Annotated in this window: 15 protein-coding genes; 11 read left to right on the plus strand and 4 right to left on the minus strand. The window is 42.4% G+C overall.

The window, feature by feature from the left end:
• Positions 1 to 116 precede the first annotated feature (116 nt).
• From H6G97_RS12280 to H6G97_RS12325, 10 genes are all read left to right on the plus strand, one after another.
• Positions 117 to 1,721 carry a ferredoxin--nitrite reductase gene (locus tag H6G97_RS12280; RefSeq protein WP_190940883.1) on the plus strand — a complete coding sequence of 535 codons (1,605 nt, stop codon included), beginning with the start codon at positions 117 to 119 and terminating at the stop codon, positions 1,719 to 1,721.
• 156 nt (positions 1,722 to 1,877) lie between these two features.
• Entirely contained in the window at positions 1,878 to 3,200 is a 1,323-nt protein-coding gene (locus H6G97_RS12285; protein WP_190940940.1) for a CmpA/NrtA family ABC transporter substrate-binding protein, read from the plus strand.
• A 107-nt stretch (positions 3,201 to 3,307) separates the two neighbouring features.
• Positions 3,308 to 4,141 (plus strand): nitrate ABC transporter permease, encoded by an 834-nt coding sequence (ntrB, locus tag H6G97_RS12290; protein ID WP_190940884.1) that lies wholly within the window; start codon positions 3,308 to 3,310, stop codon positions 4,139 to 4,141.
• Between the two features lie 91 nt (positions 4,142 to 4,232).
• Positions 4,233 to 6,221, plus strand: coding sequence for an ABC transporter ATP-binding/substrate-binding protein (locus tag H6G97_RS12295; protein WP_190940885.1), 1,989 nt, complete (start codon positions 4,233 to 4,235; stop codon positions 6,219 to 6,221).
• A gap of 81 nt (positions 6,222 to 6,302) precedes the next feature.
• The gene (locus tag H6G97_RS12300) at positions 6,303 to 7,142 is read left to right on the plus strand and encodes a nitrate ABC transporter ATP-binding protein (RefSeq protein WP_190940886.1); all 840 of its coding nucleotides are present in this window, start codon (positions 6,303 to 6,305) and stop codon (positions 7,140 to 7,142) included.
• Positions 7,143 to 7,236: 94 nt separating this feature from the next.
• Complete coding sequence (locus H6G97_RS12305; protein WP_190940887.1) at positions 7,237 to 8,757, plus strand: MFS transporter; 1,521 nt, start codon at positions 7,237 to 7,239, stop codon at positions 8,755 to 8,757.
• 193 nt (positions 8,758 to 8,950) lie between these two features.
• Positions 8,951 to 11,158 carry a molybdopterin oxidoreductase family protein gene (locus H6G97_RS12310; RefSeq protein ID WP_190940888.1) on the plus strand — a complete coding sequence of 736 codons (2,208 nt, stop codon included), beginning with the start codon at positions 8,951 to 8,953 and terminating at the stop codon, positions 11,156 to 11,158.
• Positions 11,159 to 11,440: 282 nt separating this feature from the next.
• On the plus strand, positions 11,441 to 11,899 hold the full coding sequence (locus tag H6G97_RS12315; RefSeq protein ID WP_190940889.1) for a phosphate-starvation-inducible PsiE family protein: 459 nt from the start codon (positions 11,441 to 11,443) through the stop codon (positions 11,897 to 11,899).
• 200 nt (positions 11,900 to 12,099) lie between these two features.
• Positions 12,100 to 12,552 carry a nitrate reductase associated protein gene (locus H6G97_RS12320; RefSeq protein ID WP_190940890.1) on the plus strand — a complete coding sequence of 151 codons (453 nt, stop codon included), beginning with the start codon at positions 12,100 to 12,102 and terminating at the stop codon, positions 12,550 to 12,552.
• An 863-nt stretch (positions 12,553 to 13,415) separates the two neighbouring features.
• Positions 13,416 to 14,798 (plus strand): PrsW family glutamic-type intramembrane protease, encoded by a 1,383-nt coding sequence (locus H6G97_RS12325; RefSeq protein ID WP_190940891.1) that lies wholly within the window; start codon positions 13,416 to 13,418, stop codon positions 14,796 to 14,798.
• Between the two features lie 320 nt (positions 14,799 to 15,118).
• Here H6G97_RS12325 and H6G97_RS12330 read toward each other — a convergent pair whose 3' ends face one another.
• From H6G97_RS12330 to ndhM, 4 genes are all read right to left on the minus strand, one after another.
• Complete coding sequence (locus H6G97_RS12330; RefSeq protein WP_190940892.1) at positions 15,119 to 15,766, minus strand: hypothetical protein; 648 nt, start codon at positions 15,764 to 15,766, stop codon at positions 15,119 to 15,121.
• Between the two features lie 150 nt (positions 15,767 to 15,916).
• Positions 15,917 to 17,497 (minus strand): CHAT domain-containing protein, encoded by a 1,581-nt coding sequence (locus H6G97_RS12335; protein ID WP_190940893.1) that lies wholly within the window; start codon positions 17,495 to 17,497, stop codon positions 15,917 to 15,919.
• A 361-nt stretch (positions 17,498 to 17,858) separates the two neighbouring features.
• Entirely contained in the window at positions 17,859 to 20,138 is a 2,280-nt protein-coding gene (locus H6G97_RS12340) for a protein phosphatase 2C domain-containing protein (protein WP_190940894.1), read from the minus strand.
• A gap of 763 nt (positions 20,139 to 20,901) precedes the next feature.
• On the minus strand, positions 20,902 to 21,261 hold the full coding sequence (ndhM, locus tag H6G97_RS12345; protein WP_190940895.1) for an NAD(P)H-quinone oxidoreductase subunit M: 360 nt from the start codon (positions 21,259 to 21,261) through the stop codon (positions 20,902 to 20,904).
• Between the two features lie 869 nt (positions 21,262 to 22,130).
• Between ndhM and H6G97_RS12350 the strand changes: the two genes are divergently transcribed.
• Complete coding sequence (locus H6G97_RS12350) at positions 22,131 to 22,415, plus strand: Npun_R1517 family heterocyst differentiation transcriptional regulator (RefSeq protein WP_190940896.1); 285 nt, start codon at positions 22,131 to 22,133, stop codon at positions 22,413 to 22,415.
• The last annotated feature ends 391 nt before the right edge of the window (positions 22,416 to 22,806 follow it).

A 22,806-nucleotide genomic window follows, 5' to 3' on the forward strand; every position in this document is an offset into this window, starting at 1 on the left:
TTTCATCCTTAATCTTCGTAGATACAGCACCTGATGTAACTACGGCTCGATTGATATTGGGCAATTACCACTACAGATCCTCACCATATCAATAATTTGTAACGAGAGTCAGCCTAATGACAGAAACAGCAACTACCACTACCAGCCTTAATAAGTTTGAGAAACTAAAAGCACAAAAAGATGGACTAGCCATCAAGAGTGAAATAGAGAAATTTGCCGCCTTGGGTTGGGAGGCAATGGACGAAACAGATCGCGATCATCGGCTTAAGTGGATGGGTGTGTTTTTTCGCCCAGTTACCCCAGGTAAGTTTATGATGCGGTTACGGATGCCTAACGGTATTCTCACCAGCAGTCAGATGCGTGTTTTAGCTCAAGTGGTGCAGCGTTACGGTGATGATGGTTGTGCTGATATTACTACGAGACAGAATATCCAATTACGGGGGATCAGAATTGAAGATTTACCAGATATCTTTAATAGATTTCACGCAGTTGGCCTAACCAGCGTCCAGTCAGGGATGGATAACGTTCGCAATATCACAGGCGATCCTGTGGCGGGGTTAGATGCAGATGAGTTGTATGACACACGAGAGTTAGTACAGCAAATTCAAGATATGCTCACCAACAAAGGAGAAGGGAACCCAGAGTTTAGCAACTTACCACGGAAGTTTAATATTGCGATCGCCGGGGGAAGAGACAATTCAGTTCATGCTGAAATTAACGATTTAGCTTTTGTTCCAGCATTTAAGGAAGGGAGTGAAGACTGGGTACTAGGTGCTGGACAAGAATTTTCCCAATCACCCATATTTGGCTTCAACATCGTTGTCGGTGGCTTTTTCTCAGCTAAACGTTGTGAGGCGGCGATTCCTCTGAATGCTTGGATACTTCCCGAAGATGTAGTAGCTGTATGTAGAGCGGTTTTGGAAGTTTTTCGCGATCATGGCCCGCGTGCTAATCGGCAAAAATCGCGCTTGATGTGGCTAATGGATGAATGGGGTTTAGAAAAGTTTCGAGCAGAAGTAGAAAGCCGTTTGGGTAAATCATTGTTATCCGCAGCAGCAAAAGACGAAATCGACTGGGAAAAACGCGACCACATCGGGGTATATAAACAAAAACAAGCAGGATTAAATTACGCAGGCTTGAACATTCCCGTCGGTCGGTTGTATGCCGAAGATATGTTTGAAATCGCCCGTTTAGCAGAAGTTTACGGCAGTGGTGAAATCCGTTTCACGGTTGAGCAAAATATCGTTATCCCGAACATTTCTGACTCGCGGTTAGCAACATTTTTAACAGAGTCTTTGCTAGAAAGGTTTTCTATTGATCCAGGTTTGCTGACGCGATCGCTAGTATCTTGCACAGGCGCACAATTTTGCAACTTTGCCCTCATCGAAACCAAAAACCGCGCCTTGGCAATGATTAAAGCCTTAGAAGAAGACTTAACCTTCACCAATCCAGTCCGAATTCACTGGACAGGTTGCCCCAACTCATGCGGACAGCCTCAAGTTGCAGATATTGGCTTAATGGGAACTAAAACTCGTAAAAATGGCAAAACCTTGGAAGGCGTTGACATATATATGGGTGGCAAAGTCGGCAAAGATGCTCATTTGGGAACTTGCGTTACCAAAGGCATACCATGCGAAGACTTGCAGCCAGTATTGCAAGATTTACTAATCAAAAACTTTGGGGCAAAACTCAAGCAAGAAGCTTTAGTAATTAACAGTTAGTAAGTAGCTGGGGAGCATGAAATAGGAAATAAAATCCTAGTTCGTAGTGAGTGAGCAAGGTTTATTATGACTAAAGTCCTCACTACAAACTTGAATTTATTTACGCCTCGCTACTTAATCGGTAGTGATTAATAAATGACAAAGACTAAAGGACAAATGAAAAATATTTCGCGTAGAAAATTTATTTTAACCACCACTACTGCGGCGGCGGCTTCTATCCTGGCTCATGGTTGTTCTTCCGGTAGCAATACAGCATCAACAGGTGGTAATGCACCCTCTGCGGCTCCGGCTGCCAATGTCTCTACAGTAGCTAATGCGCCAAAGGTAGAAACAACCAAAGCCAAATTAGGATTCATTGCTCTAACTGATGCTGCTCCCCTAATTATTGCTAAAGAAAAGGGTTTCTTTGCCAAATATGGTATGACTGATGTTGAGGTCATCAAACAAAAATCTTGGCCTGTCACCCGTGATAATTTAAAAATAGGCTCATCTGGCGGTGGTATTGATGGCGCACACATCCTCAGCCCCATGCCTTATTTGATGACCATTAACGATAAAGTGCCAATGTATATTTTGGCAAGATTAAATACCAATGGTCAGGCTATTTCTGTTGCAAATAAATTTAAAAACCTGAATGTAAAATTAGAAAGTAAGGCGCTGAAAGAAACTGCGAATCTTGCCAAAGCCGAGCAAAAAGCCTTGAAATTTGGTATGACCTTTCCTGGCGGCACCCACGATTTATGGATGCGTTATTGGCTAGCAGCTGGCGGTATTAATCCAGATCAAGATGTGGTTTTATCACCTGTACCACCACCACAAATGGTGGCAAATATGAAAGTCAGCACTATCGATTCTTTCTGTGTAGGAGAGCCTTGGAACGCTCAATTGGTCAACCAAAAATTAGGCTATTCAGCTTTAGTTACAGGCGAGTTGTGGAAAGATCATCCAGAAAAAGCCTTTGCGATGCGGAAAGATTGGGTTGATCAAAATCCTAATGCTGCACAGGCATTGTTGATGGCAACTTTGGAAGCTCAACAATGGTGCGATCGCGCCGAAAATAAAGAGGAAATGTGCAAAATCTGTTCTGATCGTAAATACTTTAACGTTGCGGTTGCAGATATTTTAGAAAGGTCTAAAGGCAATATTGACTTCGGCGATGGACGGACTGAGCAAAACTTTTCACATCCGATGAAGTTCTGGGTAGATAATGCTTCTTATCCTTTCAAAAGTCATGATATTTGGTTTTTAACAGAAGAAATTCGCTGGGGCTATTTACCAAAAGATACTAAAGTTCAAGAAATAGTTAATCAAGTGAATAAAGAGAACTTGTGGAAACAAGCAGCTAAAGCTATTGGTGTTGCTGATTCTGAGATTCCTAAGAGTAGTTCTCGTGGAGTTGAAACTTTCTTCGATGGTGTAAAATTTGACCCTGAGAAACCAGAAGAATATTTACAAAGTTTAAAAATCAAGAAAGTTTAATGAAGTATTTAGGCACAATCTCCCTTTGTGATAACACTGCGCTAACTCACTACAAACTTTAATTTTTCGCCTAGCTACGTCGTAAAGACAACCGGAGAACAAAGAAAATGGCAGCTATTCTTGGAAGTCGCAATTTCAGAAAAAATAACCGCAAAAGTTTCAATAAATTAGTTTCGCAAAAAATTGTGCCACCACTGGTAGCATTAGCTATTTTTCTAGTGATTTGGCAACTAGTTTGTTTAACTCCTAACTTTGGTTTACCCGGCCCAATAGAAACATTTTCAGAAACTTGGAATCCTTTTATCATCGATCCATTTTTTGATAATGGTGAAAGTGATAAAGGCTTGGGCTGGCAGATACTTAGTAGTTTGGGAAGGGTCGCTTTAGGTTTTTCCCTAGCAGCAATTGTTGGCATTGCATTAGGGATTTTTGTTGGTGCTAACAAGTTACTCTATAATGCCGTTGATCCTATTTTCCAAGTGTTGCGGACAGTACCGCCTCTAGCATGGCTACCAATTTCTCTGGCAGCATTTCAACAAGCGAATCCTTCAGCTATTTTCGTGATTTTCATTACATCCATTTGGCCGATTGTGATCAACACTACGGTGGGCGTACAACAAATTCCTCAAGACTATGTAAACGTAGCTAGAGTTTTACGTTTGAAAGGGCTAAAGTATTTCCTAAAAGTTGTGTTTCCTGCAACTGTTCCTTATATATTCACAGGATTACGCATTGGCATTGGTTTATCTTGGCTAGCAATCGTTGCAGCAGAAATGTTAGTCGGTGGCGTAGGAATTGGTTCATTTATTTGGGATGCTTACAATACAACCACAGAAACTAACTTAAGCGAAATTATCCTCGCACTAATTTATGTTGGTTTAGTCGGATTGATTCTAGATAGAATGGTTGGCTTTATAGCTAGCAAAGTTGTCCCAGAGTAGGGAATAGTAAATAAGCTACTTCCCCATTACGAATTACGTTAGCGCAGCGTTAGCGAGTCTTCGAGCGTCATTACGAATTACGAATTAACAAATGACTACTTTTGTTGAAGTTGACCACATTGACCGTGTATTTGAACTTCCGAATGGCGGCAAATATATTGCTCTAAAAAATATTGATTTGAAAATCCAAGAAGGGGAATTTGTTTCTCTAATTGGACATTCTGGTTGTGGTAAGTCTACTTTGCTCAACATCATTGCAGGTTTAGATAGAGCAAGTGTTGGAGGTGTGACGTTAGAAGGGCGGGAAGTTAGAGAACCCAGTCCAGATCGGATGGTTGTGTTTCAAAACTACTCTTTGCTGCCTTGGTTAACAGTACGGGAAAATATTGCCCTAGCTGTGGATGAAGTGTACAAGGATAAACCCAAAGGCGATCGCAGAAGCATTATCGAAGAACATATCGATATGGTGGGGCTACGTCTGGCGGCGAATAAACGTCCTAGCGAGTTATCTGGGGGAATGAAACAACGGGTAGCGATCGCTCGCGCCTTAGCAACTCGTCCCAAGTTATTACTGCTAGACGAACCCTTTGGGGCGTTGGATGCCCTAACACGGGGTAGTTTGCAAGAACAACTGATGAAAATTTGCAACGAACACAACGTTACTTGTGTGATGGTGACACACGATGTAGATGAGGCGCTGTTGTTGAGCGATCGCGTTGTCATGCTCACTAATGGCCCAGAAGCTCATATCGGGCAAATCCTCGAAGTTCCAATCCCTCGGCCGCGTCAACGCTTGGAAGTCGTCAAACATCCCAGCTACTACAGTCTGCGGAATGAAATGATTTACTTCCTCAACCAACAAAAACTGGTTAAGAAACGCAAAGCACAGCAGACTTCAGCACCAGTAGCCATATCCCGCAACGGCTTAGAAAAAGTCAATTTAGAAATTGGCTTTATGCCTCTGACTGATGCTGCACCTTTAATCGTTGCTCAAGAAAAAGGCTTCTTTGCTCAGTACGGTTTAGAAAACATCACCCTCACTCGTGCCAATACCTGGAAGGAAATAGCTCAAGGCGTTGTTACTGGCAAATTAGACGCAGCCCAAATGCTGGCGGGAATGCCCTTAGCCCTAACTTTGGGTGCTGGTGGTAAAAAACCAATTCCTATAATCAATGCCCTAAATATCTCTCGCAATGCGAACGCCATCACCTTAAGCAAAAGATTGTATAGCCAAGGTGTTAGAAATCTGGCTGGCTTAAAAACAGCAATTAACGCTGCTCCCGACCAAATTCTAACTTTGGGTGTAGCTCACTCTACTTCAATGGTGAACCTAATCCTGCGTTATTGGCTGGCGGCTGGTGGCATCGATCCCGATCGAGATGTCAGCTTAACGGTGATTCCACCAATGGAAATGGTTTCTCAACTCAAAGCCGGAAATATTGACGGTTACTGTGCTGGAGAACCTTGGAATTATCTTGCTGTTCATCAAAACTTAGGCTTTGTTGCCGCCACAGCTTTAGAAATTTGGTCAGGACAGCCAAAAAAAGTGTTGGGAGTGCGGGAAGATTGGGCGCAGAAATATCCAGAAACTTATCTTGCTCTGCTTAAAGCACTGTTAGAAGCTTGTAAATACTGTGATGATTTCCGCAACCGCGAAGAAATTTTAGAAATAATCTGCCGTCCTGAGTACTTAGACATAGATCCTGTATATGTTCGTCCTGGTTTCGTCGATCGCTACGATCGCGGCGACGGTACAGAACCACAAGAATTCAAAGCCTACAACCAGTTTTATCTCAATCAAACCAACTATCCCAACCGCACTGAAATTTTGTGGATGGCCACTCAGATGGCACGTTGGGGTTTAACACCCTTCCCAAAAAACTGGGTGGAAGTAATTGAAAGAGTCTGTCGCACAGATATATTTGGTGCTGCTGCCCGCGAACTCGGCTTACTCGATATCGGAGAAGATGACCCTGTTCACTTATTTGATGGGAAAGTTTTTAACCCATCAGAGCCGATAGAGTATCTCAAAAGTCTGGAAATTAAACGACAAATACGTATTGAAGAAGTATTTATTTAGTCATTGGTCATTAGTCATTGGTCATTGGTCATTTGTGACTGACAAAGAACAAATAACAAACTACCCATAGATAAACTTACGATGCAAATAGTAAACAGCAAAACCCAAATTAATAAACTGCAAACGAAAAAAGCAGAAGATTTTTTGGTGATTGAAGGTGTAAGCAAAATTTATCCAACTTCTGAAGGCCCTTACACCGTACTGGATGGAGTTGACCTGAAAGTGCGCGAGGGTGAATTTGTTTGCATAATCGGTCACTCTGGCTGCGGCAAATCAACCCTGCTCAACATGGTTTCCGGGTTTAACACTCCCACCGATGGTATTGTCCTGCTGCAAGACAAACCCATCACCGAACCAGGCCCAGACCGGATGATGGTATTCCAAAATTATTGTCTACTGCCTTGGCTGAGTGTCTTTGATAACGTTTATCTCGCGGTTGATTCGGTGTTTCCTAAAAAACCCCAGGCAGAAAAACGGGCGATTGTTAGAGAACATTTGGCAATGGTGGGACTCACAGAAGCGGCTGACAAAAAACCCAATCAGCTTTCTGGTGGGATGAAGCAGAGAGTTGCGATCGCTCGTGCCCTTTCCATCCGTCCGCAAGTATTGATTCTTGATGAACCCTTTGGGGCATTAGATGCCATCACAAAAGAAGAATTACAAGAAGAACTCCTGCAAATCTGGCGTGAACATCAAGTCACCGTACTGATGATTACTCATGACATAGATGAGGCGCTTTTCCTCGCAGACAGAGTTGTGATGATGACTAACGGCCCATCTGCTCACATTGGTGAAATCCTGAATATTCCCTTCTCCCGTCCCCGCAATCGTCGCCGCATCATGGAAGATCCAGAATACTACAACCTGCGAAACTACGCTCTAGACTTCCTATTCCGCCGATTTGCTCATGCTGACGAGTAACTACCGCTTCGCAGAGTCATTTGTCAAGAGTTAAGAAATTTTCTTCTGCTTCCCTACCTTCTTCTGTGTGTCCTCTTCAATTAGGAAGATTTGAATGCTTAAAAATTTATTTTCATTCAGCGATCGCTATCGCATCTTACATCTAACTTGGTTTGCCTTCTTTCTATCATTTGTAGTCTGGTTTAACTTTGCCCCGTTTCAAACAGCCATCAAAGAAGCATTTAGCTTAAGTGAAGGACAAGTTAGAACTATCGCTATTTGTAACGTCGCCCTGACTGTGCCAGCCCGCATCATTATTGGTATGGTTTTAGACAAATATGGGCCAAGAATTACTTACTCAATCTTGCTGATGTATGCTGCCATTCCCTGCCTGGCTTTTGCATTCGCCCAAAACTTCAGCCAGTTGATCATCAGTCGCTTGGCATTAAGTATAGTAGGTGCTGGTTTTGTGATTGGTATTCGGATGGTTGCTGAATGGTTTCCTCCGAAAGAAATTGGCATCGCAGAGGGGATTTATGGTGGCTGGGGTAATTTTGGTTCAGCAGGTGCGGCTTTTACCTTACCTTCAATAGCGGCGTTAACAGCTTTTTTCGCTGCTGGTCAACTTAACTGGCGGCTAGCGATCGCTTTAACTGGGATAATAGCCGCTATCTATGGAGTAATCTATTTCTTCAACGTTCAAGATACTCCCCCTGGCAAAGTTTATCAGCGCCCCTCTCGTCACGGCGGCATAGAAGTTACTAGCAAGAAAAGCTTTTGGTTGCTGATGTTGACTAATATTCCCTTAGTTGGCATCTTAGCCCTGCTAGCTTGGCGCATCTCTCAAATTGGTTTACTTTCTCCAACCCAGTTATTTATTGTCTATCTATTGTTAATTGGTCTGTACCTCTTCCAAGCCTATAAGTGTTGGAACGTGAATCAAGACTTGATGATAGGTAAAAAACAATATGCCCCTAAAGACCGCTATGAATTTTCTCAGGTGGCAATACTAGAACTAACTTACTTCGTCAACTTTGGTTCAGAATTAGCAGTTGTTTCCATGCTACCGGCATTTTTTGAATCAACTTTCACTCTCAGCAAAGTATTGGCAGGGATGATTGCTGCTAGTTACGCATTCATGAACTTATTTGCACGTCCCGGCGGCGGTTGGGTATCTGATACAGTAGGTAGTCGCAAATGGACAATGACCATATTGACTGGTGGCATGGGTATTGCTTATCTATTGATGAGCGGTGTCAGTAGTAATTGGTGGTTGCCTATAGCAATTATGCTGACTATGGCTTGTTCATTTTTTGTCCAAGCTGGGGAAGGTTCTACTTTTGCAATCGTGCCTTTGGTAAAGCGGCGAGTTACTGGTCAGATTGCTGGCAATGTTGGTGCTTACGGCAATGTAGGAGCCGTAGCCTACCTTACTTTATACAGTTTTTTACCGCCGGGTGACATTGGTAATCAAATCTTTTTTCAGACTCTCGGTGTTACTGCATTGATTGTTACTTTCCTTTGTGCCTTCTTGTTGAAAGAACCTAAAGGCTCATTTGCTGAACACCATGAAGGTGATGAACCAGAACTCGCAGCAGAAAACTTCCCTGTTTTCGCTGAAGAAAAGAAGTATTAATTACGAATTAGGGACATCCAAGAATTAAATTAGTCAATTCCTGCATCCAACGTCACTATCCAATTTTTTCTCCCCCTGCTTTCCAAAACGATTGATTATTTTTTTACTTGGAAGTCCCTTATTTGTCGAGTATTAAAAAAAATTCTTCCCTTGTTCCCCCACCTCCCACACTCTCCACTCAAAGCAAACTGCCATGACTGAATTTACCAAAACTCTTTGTCCTTACTGTGGTGTGGGCTGTGGACTGGAAGTTTCGCCCCCAGCCCAACATAACAAAGCAACTAATCGAGATAGTCAAGGTAATCCAATTTGGCGGGTGCGCGGCGATAAAGCCCATCCATCTAGCCAAGGAATGGTTTGCGTCAAAGGCGCAACGATCGCAGAATCTTTAGATAAAAATAGATTACATTACCCAATGGTGCGAGACTCCTTAGATCAAGAGTTTCGCCAGGTTAGTTGGGATGAAGCCTTTAATATAATCACGCAGCGCATTCAAACCGTGCGCTTCACCCAAGGGCCAGAAGCCTTATGTATGTATGGTTCCGGCCAGTTTCAAACTGAGGATTATTACATAGCCCAGAAACTGTTGAAAGGCTGTCTGGGTACTAATAATTTTGATGCCAACTCTCGCTTATGTATGTCTAGTGCGGTGTCTGGCTACATTCAAAGCTTTGGCGCAGATGGCCCACCCTGTTGTTACGAAGACCTGGAGTTAACTGACTGTGCATTTTTAATTGGTACTAATACAGCCGAATGTCACCCCATCGTTTTTAATCGGCTGGAAAAATATCACAAAAAGAACCGCAAAGTCAAAATGATTGTGGTCGATCCCCGTCGCACGCCAACCGCAGAAGCAGCTGATTTGCATTTAGCCATTCGTCCCGGTACAGATATCGATTTGTTAAACGGCATCGCCCACTTGTTGATGCGCTGGAATTACATCGATACCATCTTCATGGACGACTGCACCAGCAATTTTCCCGCTTATGCTGAGGTGATTCGCCACTATCCGCCAGAAATAGTAGCTCATCGATGTGGAATCAGCATTGAAGATTTAGAAACAGCCGCTCGTTATTGGGGTGAATCGCAGCGAGTATTGTCTTTATGGTCAATGGGTGTGAATCAATCGTCAGAAGGGACGGCTAAGGTAAGAACTATCATTAACCTGCACCTGATGACTGGACAGATTGGCAAACCTGGGGCTGGGCCTTTCTCCCTCACTGGTCAACCGAACGCAATGGGAGGAAGGGAAGCCGGAGGTTTGGCGCATTTATTACCAGGTTATCGGGTGGTAAAAAATCCTCAGCACCGCGCAGAAGTTGAGGAGTTTTGGGGACTTAAGCCGGGACAGATTTCGCCCAATCCCGGTTTGACTGCTTGGGATATGATTACTGGTTTGGAAAATGGCGCTGTAGAGTTATTGTGGATTGCGGCTACTAATCCAGCTGTGAGTATGCCAGATTTGGAGCGCACGAAAAAGGCATTATTGCGATCGCCTTTCACCATCTACCAAGACGCTTATTATCCCACAGAAACCGCTGCCTACGCTCACGTTTTGCTACCAGCCGCCCAGTGGGGTGAAAAAACTGGCGTGATGACAAACTCTGAACGAGTAGTAACTCTTTGTTCAGCATTCCACCAACCGCCAAGAGAAGCTAAAGCAGACTGGGAAATTTTTGCCGAAGTTGGGCGTAGATTAGGTTTTGAGAAAGAATTTGCCTTTGCTAACTCTGCTGAAGTTTATGCTGAGTTTGTCAAACTAACTAAAAATCGCCCTTGCGATATGACGGGTATCAGTCACGCGCAATTAAAGACGCATGGCCCGACTCAATGGCCCCATCCTGAAGAGAGCAGGGGAAGCAGAGGAGCAGGGGAAGACAATCGCTCTGGGAAACGGTTATATACTAACTTGCGTTTCCACACCTCTGATGGACGCGCTCGATTTGGGGCATATTACTCAAAGGGATTAGCAGAACCACCAGACCCAGATTATCCTTTTGTGCTAACTAATGGGCGACTTTACGGACACTGGCATACGCAGACACGTACCGGGCGGATTGAAAAAATTTGTAAAATGCATCCCGAACCGTTTATCGAAATTCATCCCCGTGATGCTACTCGGTTAGGTATTGTAGATAGTATGTATGTAGAAGTGCGATCGCGTCGGGGTAAAGCCAAGTTTCCTGCTAAAGTGACAAAAGCGATCGCACCTGGTACAGTTTTTGTCCCCATGCACTGGGGTTCGCTGTGGGCAGATAATGCCGAAGCCAACGCCCTCACCCATCCAGAGGCGTGCCCCGATTCACTGCAACCAGAATTAAAAGCCTGTGCTGTGCAACTGATACCAATCTCTGTGGAAGTTACAGTCAAAGATTATCAACTCCAGTCCTCACAATGGTAAGCTACACTTTGTAGCTCTATGGTAATCAATAATCACCAATAGGTAATTTAGTCAATAAGCAATAGCTAATAGTTATTATCATTTTTTATGGTTCTCTACTCTTGACTCATACCAATTACTATATCTAAAGAGGGCAAGTTTCTACTAAGCACAGGTTTTACCAGCGCCGAGTTGAGCTATAGTAAAGAGTAAAAATAAGATAATAAACTTACAAATCATCTTTTTTTAATCCTCTAGATTTATCTATGGGATTTTCTTTTATTTGAAAATTGGGTGCATTACATGAAAAGGTTACTTAGGCGAATTTTAGTAGCTACCAAAGATGACAACTTCATGCACTTTATTGAAAACATAGAAGTGCTAGTTTCTAAAGCTCTATCTCTATTCATGGTAGTTGTGATTTTGGTAGCGATCGCAGATTTAGGAGTATTTATTTTTAAAGAGTTATTTACAGCGCCTTATGGAAAGTTTAATACAACATTATATAAAATATTTGGTTTGTTTTTAAATATTTTAATTGCTTTAGAAATATTAGAAAACATTACAGCCTATTTGCGAAAACACGTTTTTCAGGTTGAATTAGTTATTGTTACATCTTTGATTGCTGTTGCCAGAAAAATTATTATTCTTGACTTAGAGAAAGTTGGAGGTATTGATATAATTGGTTTAGGAATTGCTATTCTCGCTTTATCAATTAGTTATTTAATAATTCGTCTTAGTAATTCTAGAGACGCAAGATAAAAAACCTTTTGTGGATTTAAAAAATATTTTTTACTCCCTACTCCCAATACTCATTCAGTAGTTTTAAATTTGTTGAGCAACAACATAATAAACTAATTTTAAATACTTTCTTCTGACCGAAAAGCAAAAGGATATAAACCCCTAAATTTATGGGGATTGTTAATTTTGAATTTTGAACTATAAATTCGGAGCGAAGCAACGTGACAGATTTCTTTGAATTTGAAGCAGATTTTGTTGATTCCCTGCGTTGTATCCCTATGCAGGTGCGTTGCAAATTAGATACCTGTGGCATTAAGCTAAAATTATCTGATTGGAATCAAATGACTACAGCCGAGCGTCAAGCTTTTGTCGAATTACCTTGCACTACAGAAACGGAAATTCAATCTTACCGCGAGCATATCCAGCAATTAATTCTACAACGTACAGGTATACCTGCTACAAAATTGCCCATCGAGCCACATCCCGCATGGCTAGACTCTGCCACTGTACCAGCCAGCATCCAGGAAAAAGCTCAAGAAATAGGTGTAATCCTGACAGAGCAACATTGGGCAGCTTTAACACCCTTACAGCGTTTTGCCTTGATTAAACTCAGCCGCCCAGGACATGAAAGCAAAAACTTTAAAAGAGCGATCGCAGAATTCCATCTGCTTTAATTAGTCAATAGTCACTAATATCATGTCCGGCAAATTACTTGTGATATGTCATTGCGAGTGCAACGAAGTGGAACGAAGCAATCGCAAGGCTTTTGGGATTGCTTTACTTCGTTGGCAATGACAATTATTTAACCGGACATGATATAACAGAAAAAATCTGTAGTGTGCATTACGCTTTGTTAACTTGCCGCCCTCAAATCATACATTACGGGATTAACTGTGCTGTAATGTATCAAAAATTCGCATATAGGTTAATACATAACGTAGCGTACTAACTTGATCGATTCACCCCCAATGGCTGGCAAAATTCCTCAGAGTATTTGGCACTAAGATTGAACACCCAGAACTAGCTACAGTTGTTTGAAGCAAAATACCGGAAATCTTTTGGTTCAATCTTCAGAGCAATTTCTTTCCCTATTACCCACTCCAAAGGAGATTAGTCAATTACCAATAGCAAAAACGGTCTTTCAGGTTCGCCAGTTACTCATGGGAAAAACCTCCAACCCGGATTTTTCAAAACAGACGGTTAAAAATTATATATTTTTGAAATGGAACTAAATGCAGTAAAAACTACTATTTTTGAGAAATTGCCGTGGGTTTAATTTACAGCTAGGATGCCAAAAGTACAGTACCGATACAATCTGATTTATCCGCCTAACAAGCCAGGTTTAGAACAAAGTCTCACTAGATGGAATACTTATTTACATTAGGTGGAACAATTTAAAATTTTGCATCGATAATTTTAAATTTCTTAGCAGTAAGTGAAGCTATAGTGGATTTAGCAATGCTGCTGTTAATGTGGCTAAGGTTAGTCCTGCCACCAAATTATGTGAAGAATTAGTTTAGAAACGCACTCTAACTTGATGACAGGCAAAAACGCAAGACATAATGCATTTCTGCGGCTAGTGTCTGGTAATGGGGCAACTTTTGGAGCCGAATCTCGCTACTCACTGCCCCCCAGTAAAGAAATGGTAATTGGACGCGACCCCAGCTGCCAAGTTGTCTTGGATGCCATGACGTACCGGATGGTTTCTCGTCGTCATGCGGTGGTTCGTCCCCTTTCTCTATCCCCAGATAGCAAATTTAGCTGGGTGCTTTGTGATTTAAATAGTGCTAATGGCACTTATTTAAATGGACAACGCTTGTATGAATGTCAGGAATTGCACCCAGGCGATCGCATTTCTTTAGGTGCTGATGGCCCACAATACGTTTTTGAATACGAGTATACCTCAATCACCCCAGCGACGACAGTGAACCAAGTTGTACCACTGCCTTCGGCGACGAACTACCACGGCCACACGCAATTAAAGCAGCCAGATTATGTTAGCTTCACGCAGCTTTTTCCAATTATTTCCACTGGTAAAGATTTAACTCGTAAAGCTTACCTCATACCGGGAATACTGACTGTAATCTTTGTGGTGCTGATGTTTGCTACAGTCGGTCGGCCCCAAGCTAATCAAGTGATCGTCGCAACTTACATCGCTTTTGCTGCCTACTATTTTGTTTACCAACTTTGCGGCAAACAGAAGCCTTGGTGGGTGCTAATGGCTGCGGCAATGAGTACGATACTGATTTTGCTCAGTCCCCTGCTGGATCTATTTATCTTCTTTTTTCGCGGCATCCTACCTGGAACCTTGCCCACACCCCAAGAATCTATCACCTTCACAGAGTTGCTGGTACGGATGTTTTTTGGCGCTGGGCTGATGGAGGAATTACTTAAGGCATTGCCTATATTAGGGGCCTTTGCTATCGGTAGAATATTGTCTTCACCTTGGCGGGAACGTATAGGGGTTTGGGAACCTCTAGATGGTATTCTCTTGGGAACAGCTTCAGCTGTGGGCTTCACTCTGCTAGAAACTCTCGGTCAGTATGTGCCAGATATTACTCAAAATGTCACGCAACAAGTTGGTATAGGCGCTGCTGGTCAACTGGCGGGTTTACAACTGCTAATTCCGCGTATTTTAGGCTCTGTAGCCGGACACATGGCTTATAGTGGCTACCTGGGTTATTTTATCGGCTTGGCTGTTCTCAAACCTAGTAGAAGTTGGCAAATTCTTTCTATTGGTTATCTTAGTGCCTCTGCGCTCCATGCTCTGTGGAATGCTACAGGATCAATAAATGCCTTGCTGCTGGTAGTTGTTGGGGTGTTATCTTACGCCTTTTTGATGGCAGCAATTCTTAAAGCACGCGCACTGTCACCGACGCGATCGCAAAATTTTGCTACCCGATTTCTGGGGCCAAAATAAGAGATAGGGAGCAGGAGGAGATGAGGAAGAACAATCAATGCCCAATGCTTGAATATTTATCTCTTGGGATAGATGGCTTAGTTTGAAAATCAGCCTACCGTAAATTTATTATGGGTGATTATACTTAAAAAATAAAGATGTTTAACTTGTTGCAAAAGTCTTAATTTTCGATTCATTCTTTGCGCTTCTGCATAAGGGAAACCAGCATCTTTGTAAGAGATGCCTTGAGCAGCATTACAGCAAAGCGCAGGTGACGATGAAAATTTTAGCTTTCTCTACTCCTACTCCCTATTCCCCATTCCCCATTCCCCATTCCCCATTCATAATTCAGACTCACAGTTATTGAGTTGAATAAAAGCATAAGAAGCGATCGCTAAAGTAGCCTTCGCTTGCTCTATTTCTGATAAAGCTGTCCACTCATTATTGTTGAGATTACTAAGTGCAGATGCGGCATTTTGCGATTCGCTACTTCGCATAGCGTAGGCGAAAGGACGAGCCAAAACTAAAAGATCCTCTGTTTCCCAAGTTGGTAATACTGTCTGAACACACTCAACCAGTTGCTCACTGATTAATTGGCGAGCAGCAAATATCTCAGCAGCTTTGGTTGCAATAGTGTTAAGTAGTGTTTGGGGGACACAGGCGGAAAAAGTAGCACGTAATGTTTCTTGAAGATTAAGCACCACTGCCTGTTGTCGATTGTCATTATCCTCTGACGTAGAAGTAATCCCCGACCAAAGTGCGTCTAGATGGCTATAAAAATCTTGCGATCGCCTCGTCAGTTCTTCATCAAGCAAATCTTGCATTCCGAACTGTTGTTCTAGTTCCTGAAAATAAGCTTCTGATTCCTCATCTGCTGGATTCCAAGGATAAGTAGCATCTTCTGGTTCTAGTAATGCTTCTAATAATTCTAAATCTATTTGAGATGGCAAAGGGGAGAAAGTGTCTGAGCCGTTAATCTTATTAGCCATATTTTCTAACCTCACGATTCTTTGGTGGTATTGACAGCTACAAGTTCTCAGAGGAGATTTCCGCAAAAAATATTGATTTTTTCTCCCAAAAAAGCATATTTTAAAGGCTGATGGCACTTAACATAAAAATTCATTTACGCAATAGCTTTGCTATGAGTTTTCAATAACAAACTCCCAGATTTCACCTCTAGCACTTCCAAACTTTAACTGCATTCCCGATTTCAATGGGACTTCCTCTCGGAGGATTTGTTGCCAACCATTAGGGCCTAAAAACCAGGTTGTCCCGTAGGTGGAAAAATCTTGCAAGTAATAAGTTCGCACTAATGTAGCATCAGTAAGAGTATTGCGGCAGAATATTTCCGCATGGCGTTTGGATACAGATGGTTCGGGGATGATAATATCATTGTCTTTCGTGCGCCCGATACGGGTAACTCCATAATGCAATAACCAGGTTTTGCCTTTTGGAGCAAGCGATCGTAAAGTTGCAGTGAAAACCGGAGAACCTACATCAGGAATGGCTGTGTCTGGTAGTTCTGTAATACCTTCGTCCATATTTTTAATGAGTTCGCCATTAAAATCTGGATGCAGGTAGAGAACAGGCAAAGTCCAAGCAGGTTGATTAAATTTATACAGTGTTAACAACTCTTGTCTAGCCTGTGCTACGGCTTCATCAATTGGCTTGTGCGATCGCAAAGCTTCGGTAAAGGCTTGAATAAAACTGTGGCTTTCATGGTCAGCGATTTCATCGCGCATTCCTAAAACCGCAGGTACACCATGACGAATCAGGACTTCTGCTAAACTGCTGGCAGGTATCGCTTGATTATTAATTGCAGCTGGTTGTGCGCCCCAACAGGCGTTAAAAACCGCTAGTTTCACACCTGTACGGGTCAATACTTGCGCCAATTCTATGCCATTGAGGGGCATATCTGGTCGCAAAAACAGTAACCCCCCGTCTGGGTCTGGCAAACCATGCCCCGCGTAAAAGAAAACATTGTATGGTCTGCTTTCTAATTCTTGAATCAACTCTTGTGGAGTTGGTTGTAAGAGTTTATTCACTATACAAGGTGCATATCTTGAAGAATTACCACCCACAGGCGTATCCGCAAGACTTTGCTGCAAAATAGCGGCTTCTTGTTCTAGTTGTAGCTTGTCATCATGACCTAAAACCAGCAGAATACTTAAAGCTTGGTCAGTTCGCAAATAGGGTAAGGGGTCAACTTCAGTGCTGGTGCGACTAAATAGTAAATCTTGAGAAAGAGACATAGCCGATTGACCAGGCTCACGCTGCATAATTTCCCAAGGCAAAGCGATGAGATCCGGGTCACGAATTTCTAGTCGAAAGCGCAAACGTGTATGCTGACCCATCGCAATCCCGCGACTGCGTTCTAAACTACCGAGAATTTGTCCGTCGAATACCCAACGCCATAAATTCATTCCCAAGTATTGCATCAGACGACTGCTGTAAGGGCTAGTGGTCTGACCTGAAGAGGGTAAAATCCAATCTACGGGGAATGGGTTGGACTTTTGAGATGTTGAGTTTGGGGAAATATCTAAGCGACCATGACCAGCAAACATCTGCTGCCATTCTCGCCAAGCTTGGGTCAGTTCAACGGGCCATACACAGTCACGTAAAACGTAGCCACTGGGATAGGGAGCCTTGACCACCCAAATGGCGAAGTTGTCAGTGCCAGTGTTTAGAAGACGGGCGATCGCCAAATTCAGGGATGGCATGGATTCACTAAACTAAAAGCTAATAAACAAATAATTTTAAGAGAAGAATTCAGAAGCCAGAATTCAGAATTCAGAATAAATGAGTGGGGGATTTAAACCCGGCATTAATTGTTTTGCACCAAATCAGAGATATAGTGGGGGTTTTGAACTCGGTTATTCAGACGTTCGCGGACTCGCTTTCCGCGTCGCTATCCACTAATCGTACATAATTCATTCTGGATTCTGACTCCTGACTCCTGAATTCTGTTTTGATAACAATTCTCCAAGGTAAAAATTTTCTATTTTTTTGACCTTGGAAGTTTTTTACTCTGATTGTTACCTGTTATTATTCCAGGTTTTTACCAGTTTATCGAGTATTGGACTAAGTTGGGCTGGTATCAGGTGGTTCAATAACTGGCGGTTGCGTGACAGTTCTACATGGATTTGGTGCGTCTGATTGTAAAACATCGCCAAAACGGTTGAGTTGGGACAAGTTTAGCAATACTGTTTTCTCTGTTGCTGGCAAAAGTTTAGAATTTGGTGGAACTGAAGCGGTTACGGCTGGTTTATTAGTATTAGCAGGAGTTTGTGTACTTTTATTGGCACAGACTCGCATAGATACTAAAAAATCTCCCGAAGTAGGTTTGGGGTTTGATTTTTTCTCAATAACTTCTAAAAAAGTCCCACGGGGAAGTGGTGATTGGTTGTTTCCCAAGGAGATTTCATTGTTGGTTTTAATTACCCAACCAGGAGACAAGTTAGCAAGCGATCGCGCTGCGGGTGTCGCTCCGATGGTAGGATTTTGAGTTTGTAACGGATTGGAAAAAACTGGAAATCGCCATGATTGCGATCGCAGTTGCTTTACGTACAATCCTAAAGAACCTGCTGTTACCACAAATATTAACGGAACTATCCACTGTAGCGGTACTTGGCGAGCTTTGGCAGGCTCAGTGTCTGGAATCACTTGAGTTTTATGGTTTGGGCTACCTAAAAGTGTCGCATCTGTCGCTTTGGATGCTAAATTAACAGTTTTGGCAGAATAACTCTCGGGAATCACTGCTTTGATCGTGATTTCTGGTTCCCAGTATTGGACTTGATAGTGAACTAAAGCGACGGTGACATTATCGTGTCCATTTTTAGTATTAGCGATTTCGATTAATTTATCAGCAACAGTTGCTATATTTGCTTCTCCACCCAGAATCGGTAAAATTTCTGTTTCCCAGTACTCCTCCACCCGATCAAAATCACTCAAACCATCGGAGGTGAGCAGAAAAACTGCATCTTCATCTAGCATAAATCGCCCCGATGTCGGATGCAATGAATTGCTGGGCCCCATGCCCAAAGCCTGGACGAGAGAGCCAGCAGCACTTTGTTGTACAGCCTCGCGGTAAATGGCATAACCTAGCCGCACTTCGCGGGAGGCGACATCATCATCAAGGGTAACTTGATAACAGCCGTGGCGTGTAATCCAGTAAGCACGACTATCGCCAACGTGGGTAATGTACATTTCATGAGCAACAGGCAATGCCATGACTAAAGTCGTGCCCATACGCTGCCGCCCTTGGCGATTTTCACCGTCATTGCGCTGACTAATTTTGTCATTGGCAATTGCCACTGCTTTTTCTAAGTCACTAAGCAGTAGTGAAGGGTCTATGTGGTCGTAAGGAACTTTTGTTAGTTGCTGTACCTGCTGTTGGATCGTTTCAATGGCTAAATTTGAGGCGACATTACCGCCCTCGTGGCCACCGATGCCATCACAGACAATTGCCAAGGCTGTTGGCTGGGGCGGTTTGCTTACCAAAGTACCACTGGGTGGACTACAGGCATCTTCGTTACGTTGGCGACTTGGCCCGGTGTCGGTTCTGGTGACAATTTGGATCGTAGGCGTTTGCGATCGCCCTAACCCAGCCAGTCCCTGGTCTAAAACTGCGATTAATTGCTCGGTTGAGTGAATTTCTCCCTGAATCAAGGAACGGCTAACCCGATCAACAAATTCAGTTATAGCTGGTTTGGCTTCATGTACTAACTGCTGCCAAAATTCACCTAATTGGGGCAATTCTGGGGATGTTTCATCGTCGAAACGCAAATCCAACAAACGTACTAATGAGCCTTCTACCCGTAATACATAAGAGTCAAGTAAGCTGGAGGCGACACCTTCACTTGTAAGAGGTTGCCACAGATGAGCGATTTGCCATAACCAATTGAGTTGGCGCATTGATGTTGCATCACGCCAAGCAGTGGTTAACTCGCTGCACAAACGCACTTGTTGGCTTGTGTCATCTATTAATATTGGCGGTTTTTCTAAGAGTAATATTTCTCGATGGGAGGGCCCGTCAGTTAGAAAAAGCACTCCATATACCTGCGGTACGTGTAAGCGGTAGGGAATGAGTCTCAGGTAAGCTCTTAGAGGCTGTAAATTATCTAACTCAAGGGTTAGGGCTAATAAACCGGGCTTCGTATCTAAAAGAACAAATTTATCAACGACTAGATAGCGATCGGCTAATATTTCTCCAGGGCTACCCACACTTGGGCTATCTACCACAGCCCAGAGGTAATTTTTGGGTAGGGGCGTGGAACATCGCTGGCAAAACTTATGAGTCAGGGGGTTAGCAGCCTGACAATTTTCGTTTGGACAGTAGAGCGTTGCCGCGTCATTTTCCATAGTTTTCGCACCGATCAGCGATTGGCAATTTCTTTAATAGCATTAGTAGGGACAATCTAGACCGCTCATCTTTCTTAAACTTGACATACCCAGAGTTTAGATGATGATTTTAGCTGGCGGATATAAGCAGGTGCTAATACTTACTTATCCAAAGAATACGCCCCCAAGTCAACCCTACAGCCTCATCATAGCTTTTATTGCCCTGTGACTCTTCATCGCCAAAGCAACTAACTTCAACCCTGTTACCAAAGCATAACCCAACCATAACTGCGCTATTTGTTTTTGCTAAATTACCCCATCATTAAGAGGCAGATCATCTTGGTATTTATTTAGTTTATAAGTAGGATAGCAACAATTAACTTTAATTAAGAATTAAGAATAGCAAATATAATTTTGGCAGAAGTAGCTGACAAGGGACTTCCAGAGAATAAATTACCCAATTTCTTCAAATGATATTTTTCTTTTCCCCTGCTCCCTGCCCCTTGCTCCCCTACCTACACAGCGATTGATTATTTTTTTTAACTGGAAGTCCCCAAATAAGTGGCTTGCCCTTCAAAGTCGCTTTTTTCAAGGGGAATTTAGAGGAATCGTTAACGATTTTGTTTTTAGACAAAGATGTATGTACACCGTAGCCGAAAAGGAGAGAGTTTTAATTTTCCCCCTTCCCGTGTCGGGAAGGGGGTTAAGGGGTTAGGATTTTTGTGGGCTTTTCCAGACGACATCAGAAGTCAGAAGGGTTCCGTCAGCCCGTTACCTCATTCGCTTATTGCTTGTCGTCAATTGCAACTTGGGGGACTCCCATGCTGTAGTTGGTAACACGGGCAGAAAGATTGTAGCTGATTTCGCCGGCTTGCAGGAGCGATCGCAGATAATGCTCTAAGTCTGATCCCACACGGCGCAGGTTATAGTCTGTGAGGTCTGCGCCACTAGATGCTTCTACAAGTTCATCAAATTTTCGATAAACTTTTTGCAGCGCATCTTCATTCCAATTAAATTCGTTATCTGGGTCAATATCTAACGTTAGGACTTGTTGACTAGGAATCAGTTCGCCATCCCGGTCAATTTCACCTGCAAAAATGCGGACATGCCGGGTTGTGGACTTGAGCAGCATCGGGTTATCCATAAAAGGGTGTAAGATTTGGGTGGATTACACTGAAATTATTGTAAACGCTATATCTAAGCTTGGATGCTCTCAATTTACAAGCTTTGAACACAGTTTCAAAAGGGTATATTGAATGGGCATAAGTAAAAATATCACCTGTACTGATTTTCTTGCTACCTCTGTTATCAGTTGAAGATACAATTAGCTGCTAGTACTGACAGTAGTCAAAATATTTTTTCTGTAAAAACTTTTGGGTTAAGTATTTTTTTTGGTGTAATAATCTTGTTTACTGCCAAAATTTTTGCACCCACAAAGCTCAAAACCCAGTAGGGCAAAGCATTCTGTAGGAATAATTTGATCTATGTACTTTTTTTTTGGGGAGAACAAAATGTTTTTACATTAATAATTATGTTTATCAATTTCTCCTGATTTTTATATTGAAGAAAACGTACATATAGTAATTTTACTGAATCAGGCTACATCGACCTCTGGCTATAATAAATTCAAAAAAAATAAGCGTTTTTACTTACGTATAAACACCAAAATTAGAGTAACAAGTCAAACTGTTGTTGACGTTAACATAAAGTTGATGTAAAAACCTTTAAAAAGGTTGGGCAACTTCTTACAGAAACTTTATTGTGTAGAATCTTAAAAACTGAATAATAGTTATGGCTTACCATAAGCTACATCTGGCACAGAAACATCAGAATTTAGACAGGGAAAGTTTAGCTTGTAAATAGAACACAGGAGAGTGAAATGGAATACAAAGGTGATTGATGAAGAAAAATTCTTAATTCAAGCACTTTGGATTCAAAAGAGATATAAAGAATTTTTGCTGGACATCTACCTCCTTACCCTCATGACAACCAAGTAAAGGAATCTCAATAGTTATGAACTCCAAAGCATTACCACGCCAGATAAATAATCTCGAAGTAGGTGTTTATGAGTGCGAAATCCATCTCAAATTCCGGTTGATTGAGGAAAAGAGTCTATTGAGCGATCGCGAGCAGCTCTTACAGGTGCTACTTGATGCTTTAACCGAAGGTTCTGATGACTTTCTAGAGACGCTACAAGCGTCCGTTAAAGCGCAGGAAATATCTGAGTTTAAAGCCTCACCTCAAATGCGACGTCAGCTAATGCGCTTGCGTAATGTTGCCGAAAATTCCCAGACTTAAAGGTGTAATTTAAGTAGTGAAAAACGTGACTTGGGCATCAAATCAAATGTTGATCCCATACCCCCGTTGGCATAAAACTAAGCAGCAAGTAGAATTCATAAAATATTGTGATTTCTACTTTGTAAATGTCTTAAGCAGCACAAAGTCCCAGGAACAGTTTCCGCTATTAAAAACTTTGTAGCAAAGGGTACTGGTAGAATCTGTGAGCAAATTCAGCCGGGTGCATTTTACCGAGTTTTTATCAGAACATTGCCGGAAGAACAAAACCCTGTGTCTTTACAGATGGGGAATTGGACAGCAGGCGCGAATCAAATGAAAATCTAAAAGACCAAAGTAAAAATAAATAACATTCCTTTTAGCTTTTGCTTTAGCTAAGTGCCTGATTTGCTGA

It is taken from the genome of Nostoc flagelliforme FACHB-838, assembly GCF_014698065.1.
Lineage (GTDB): Bacteria > Cyanobacteriota > Cyanobacteriia > Cyanobacteriales > Nostocaceae > Nostoc > Nostoc flagelliforme_B.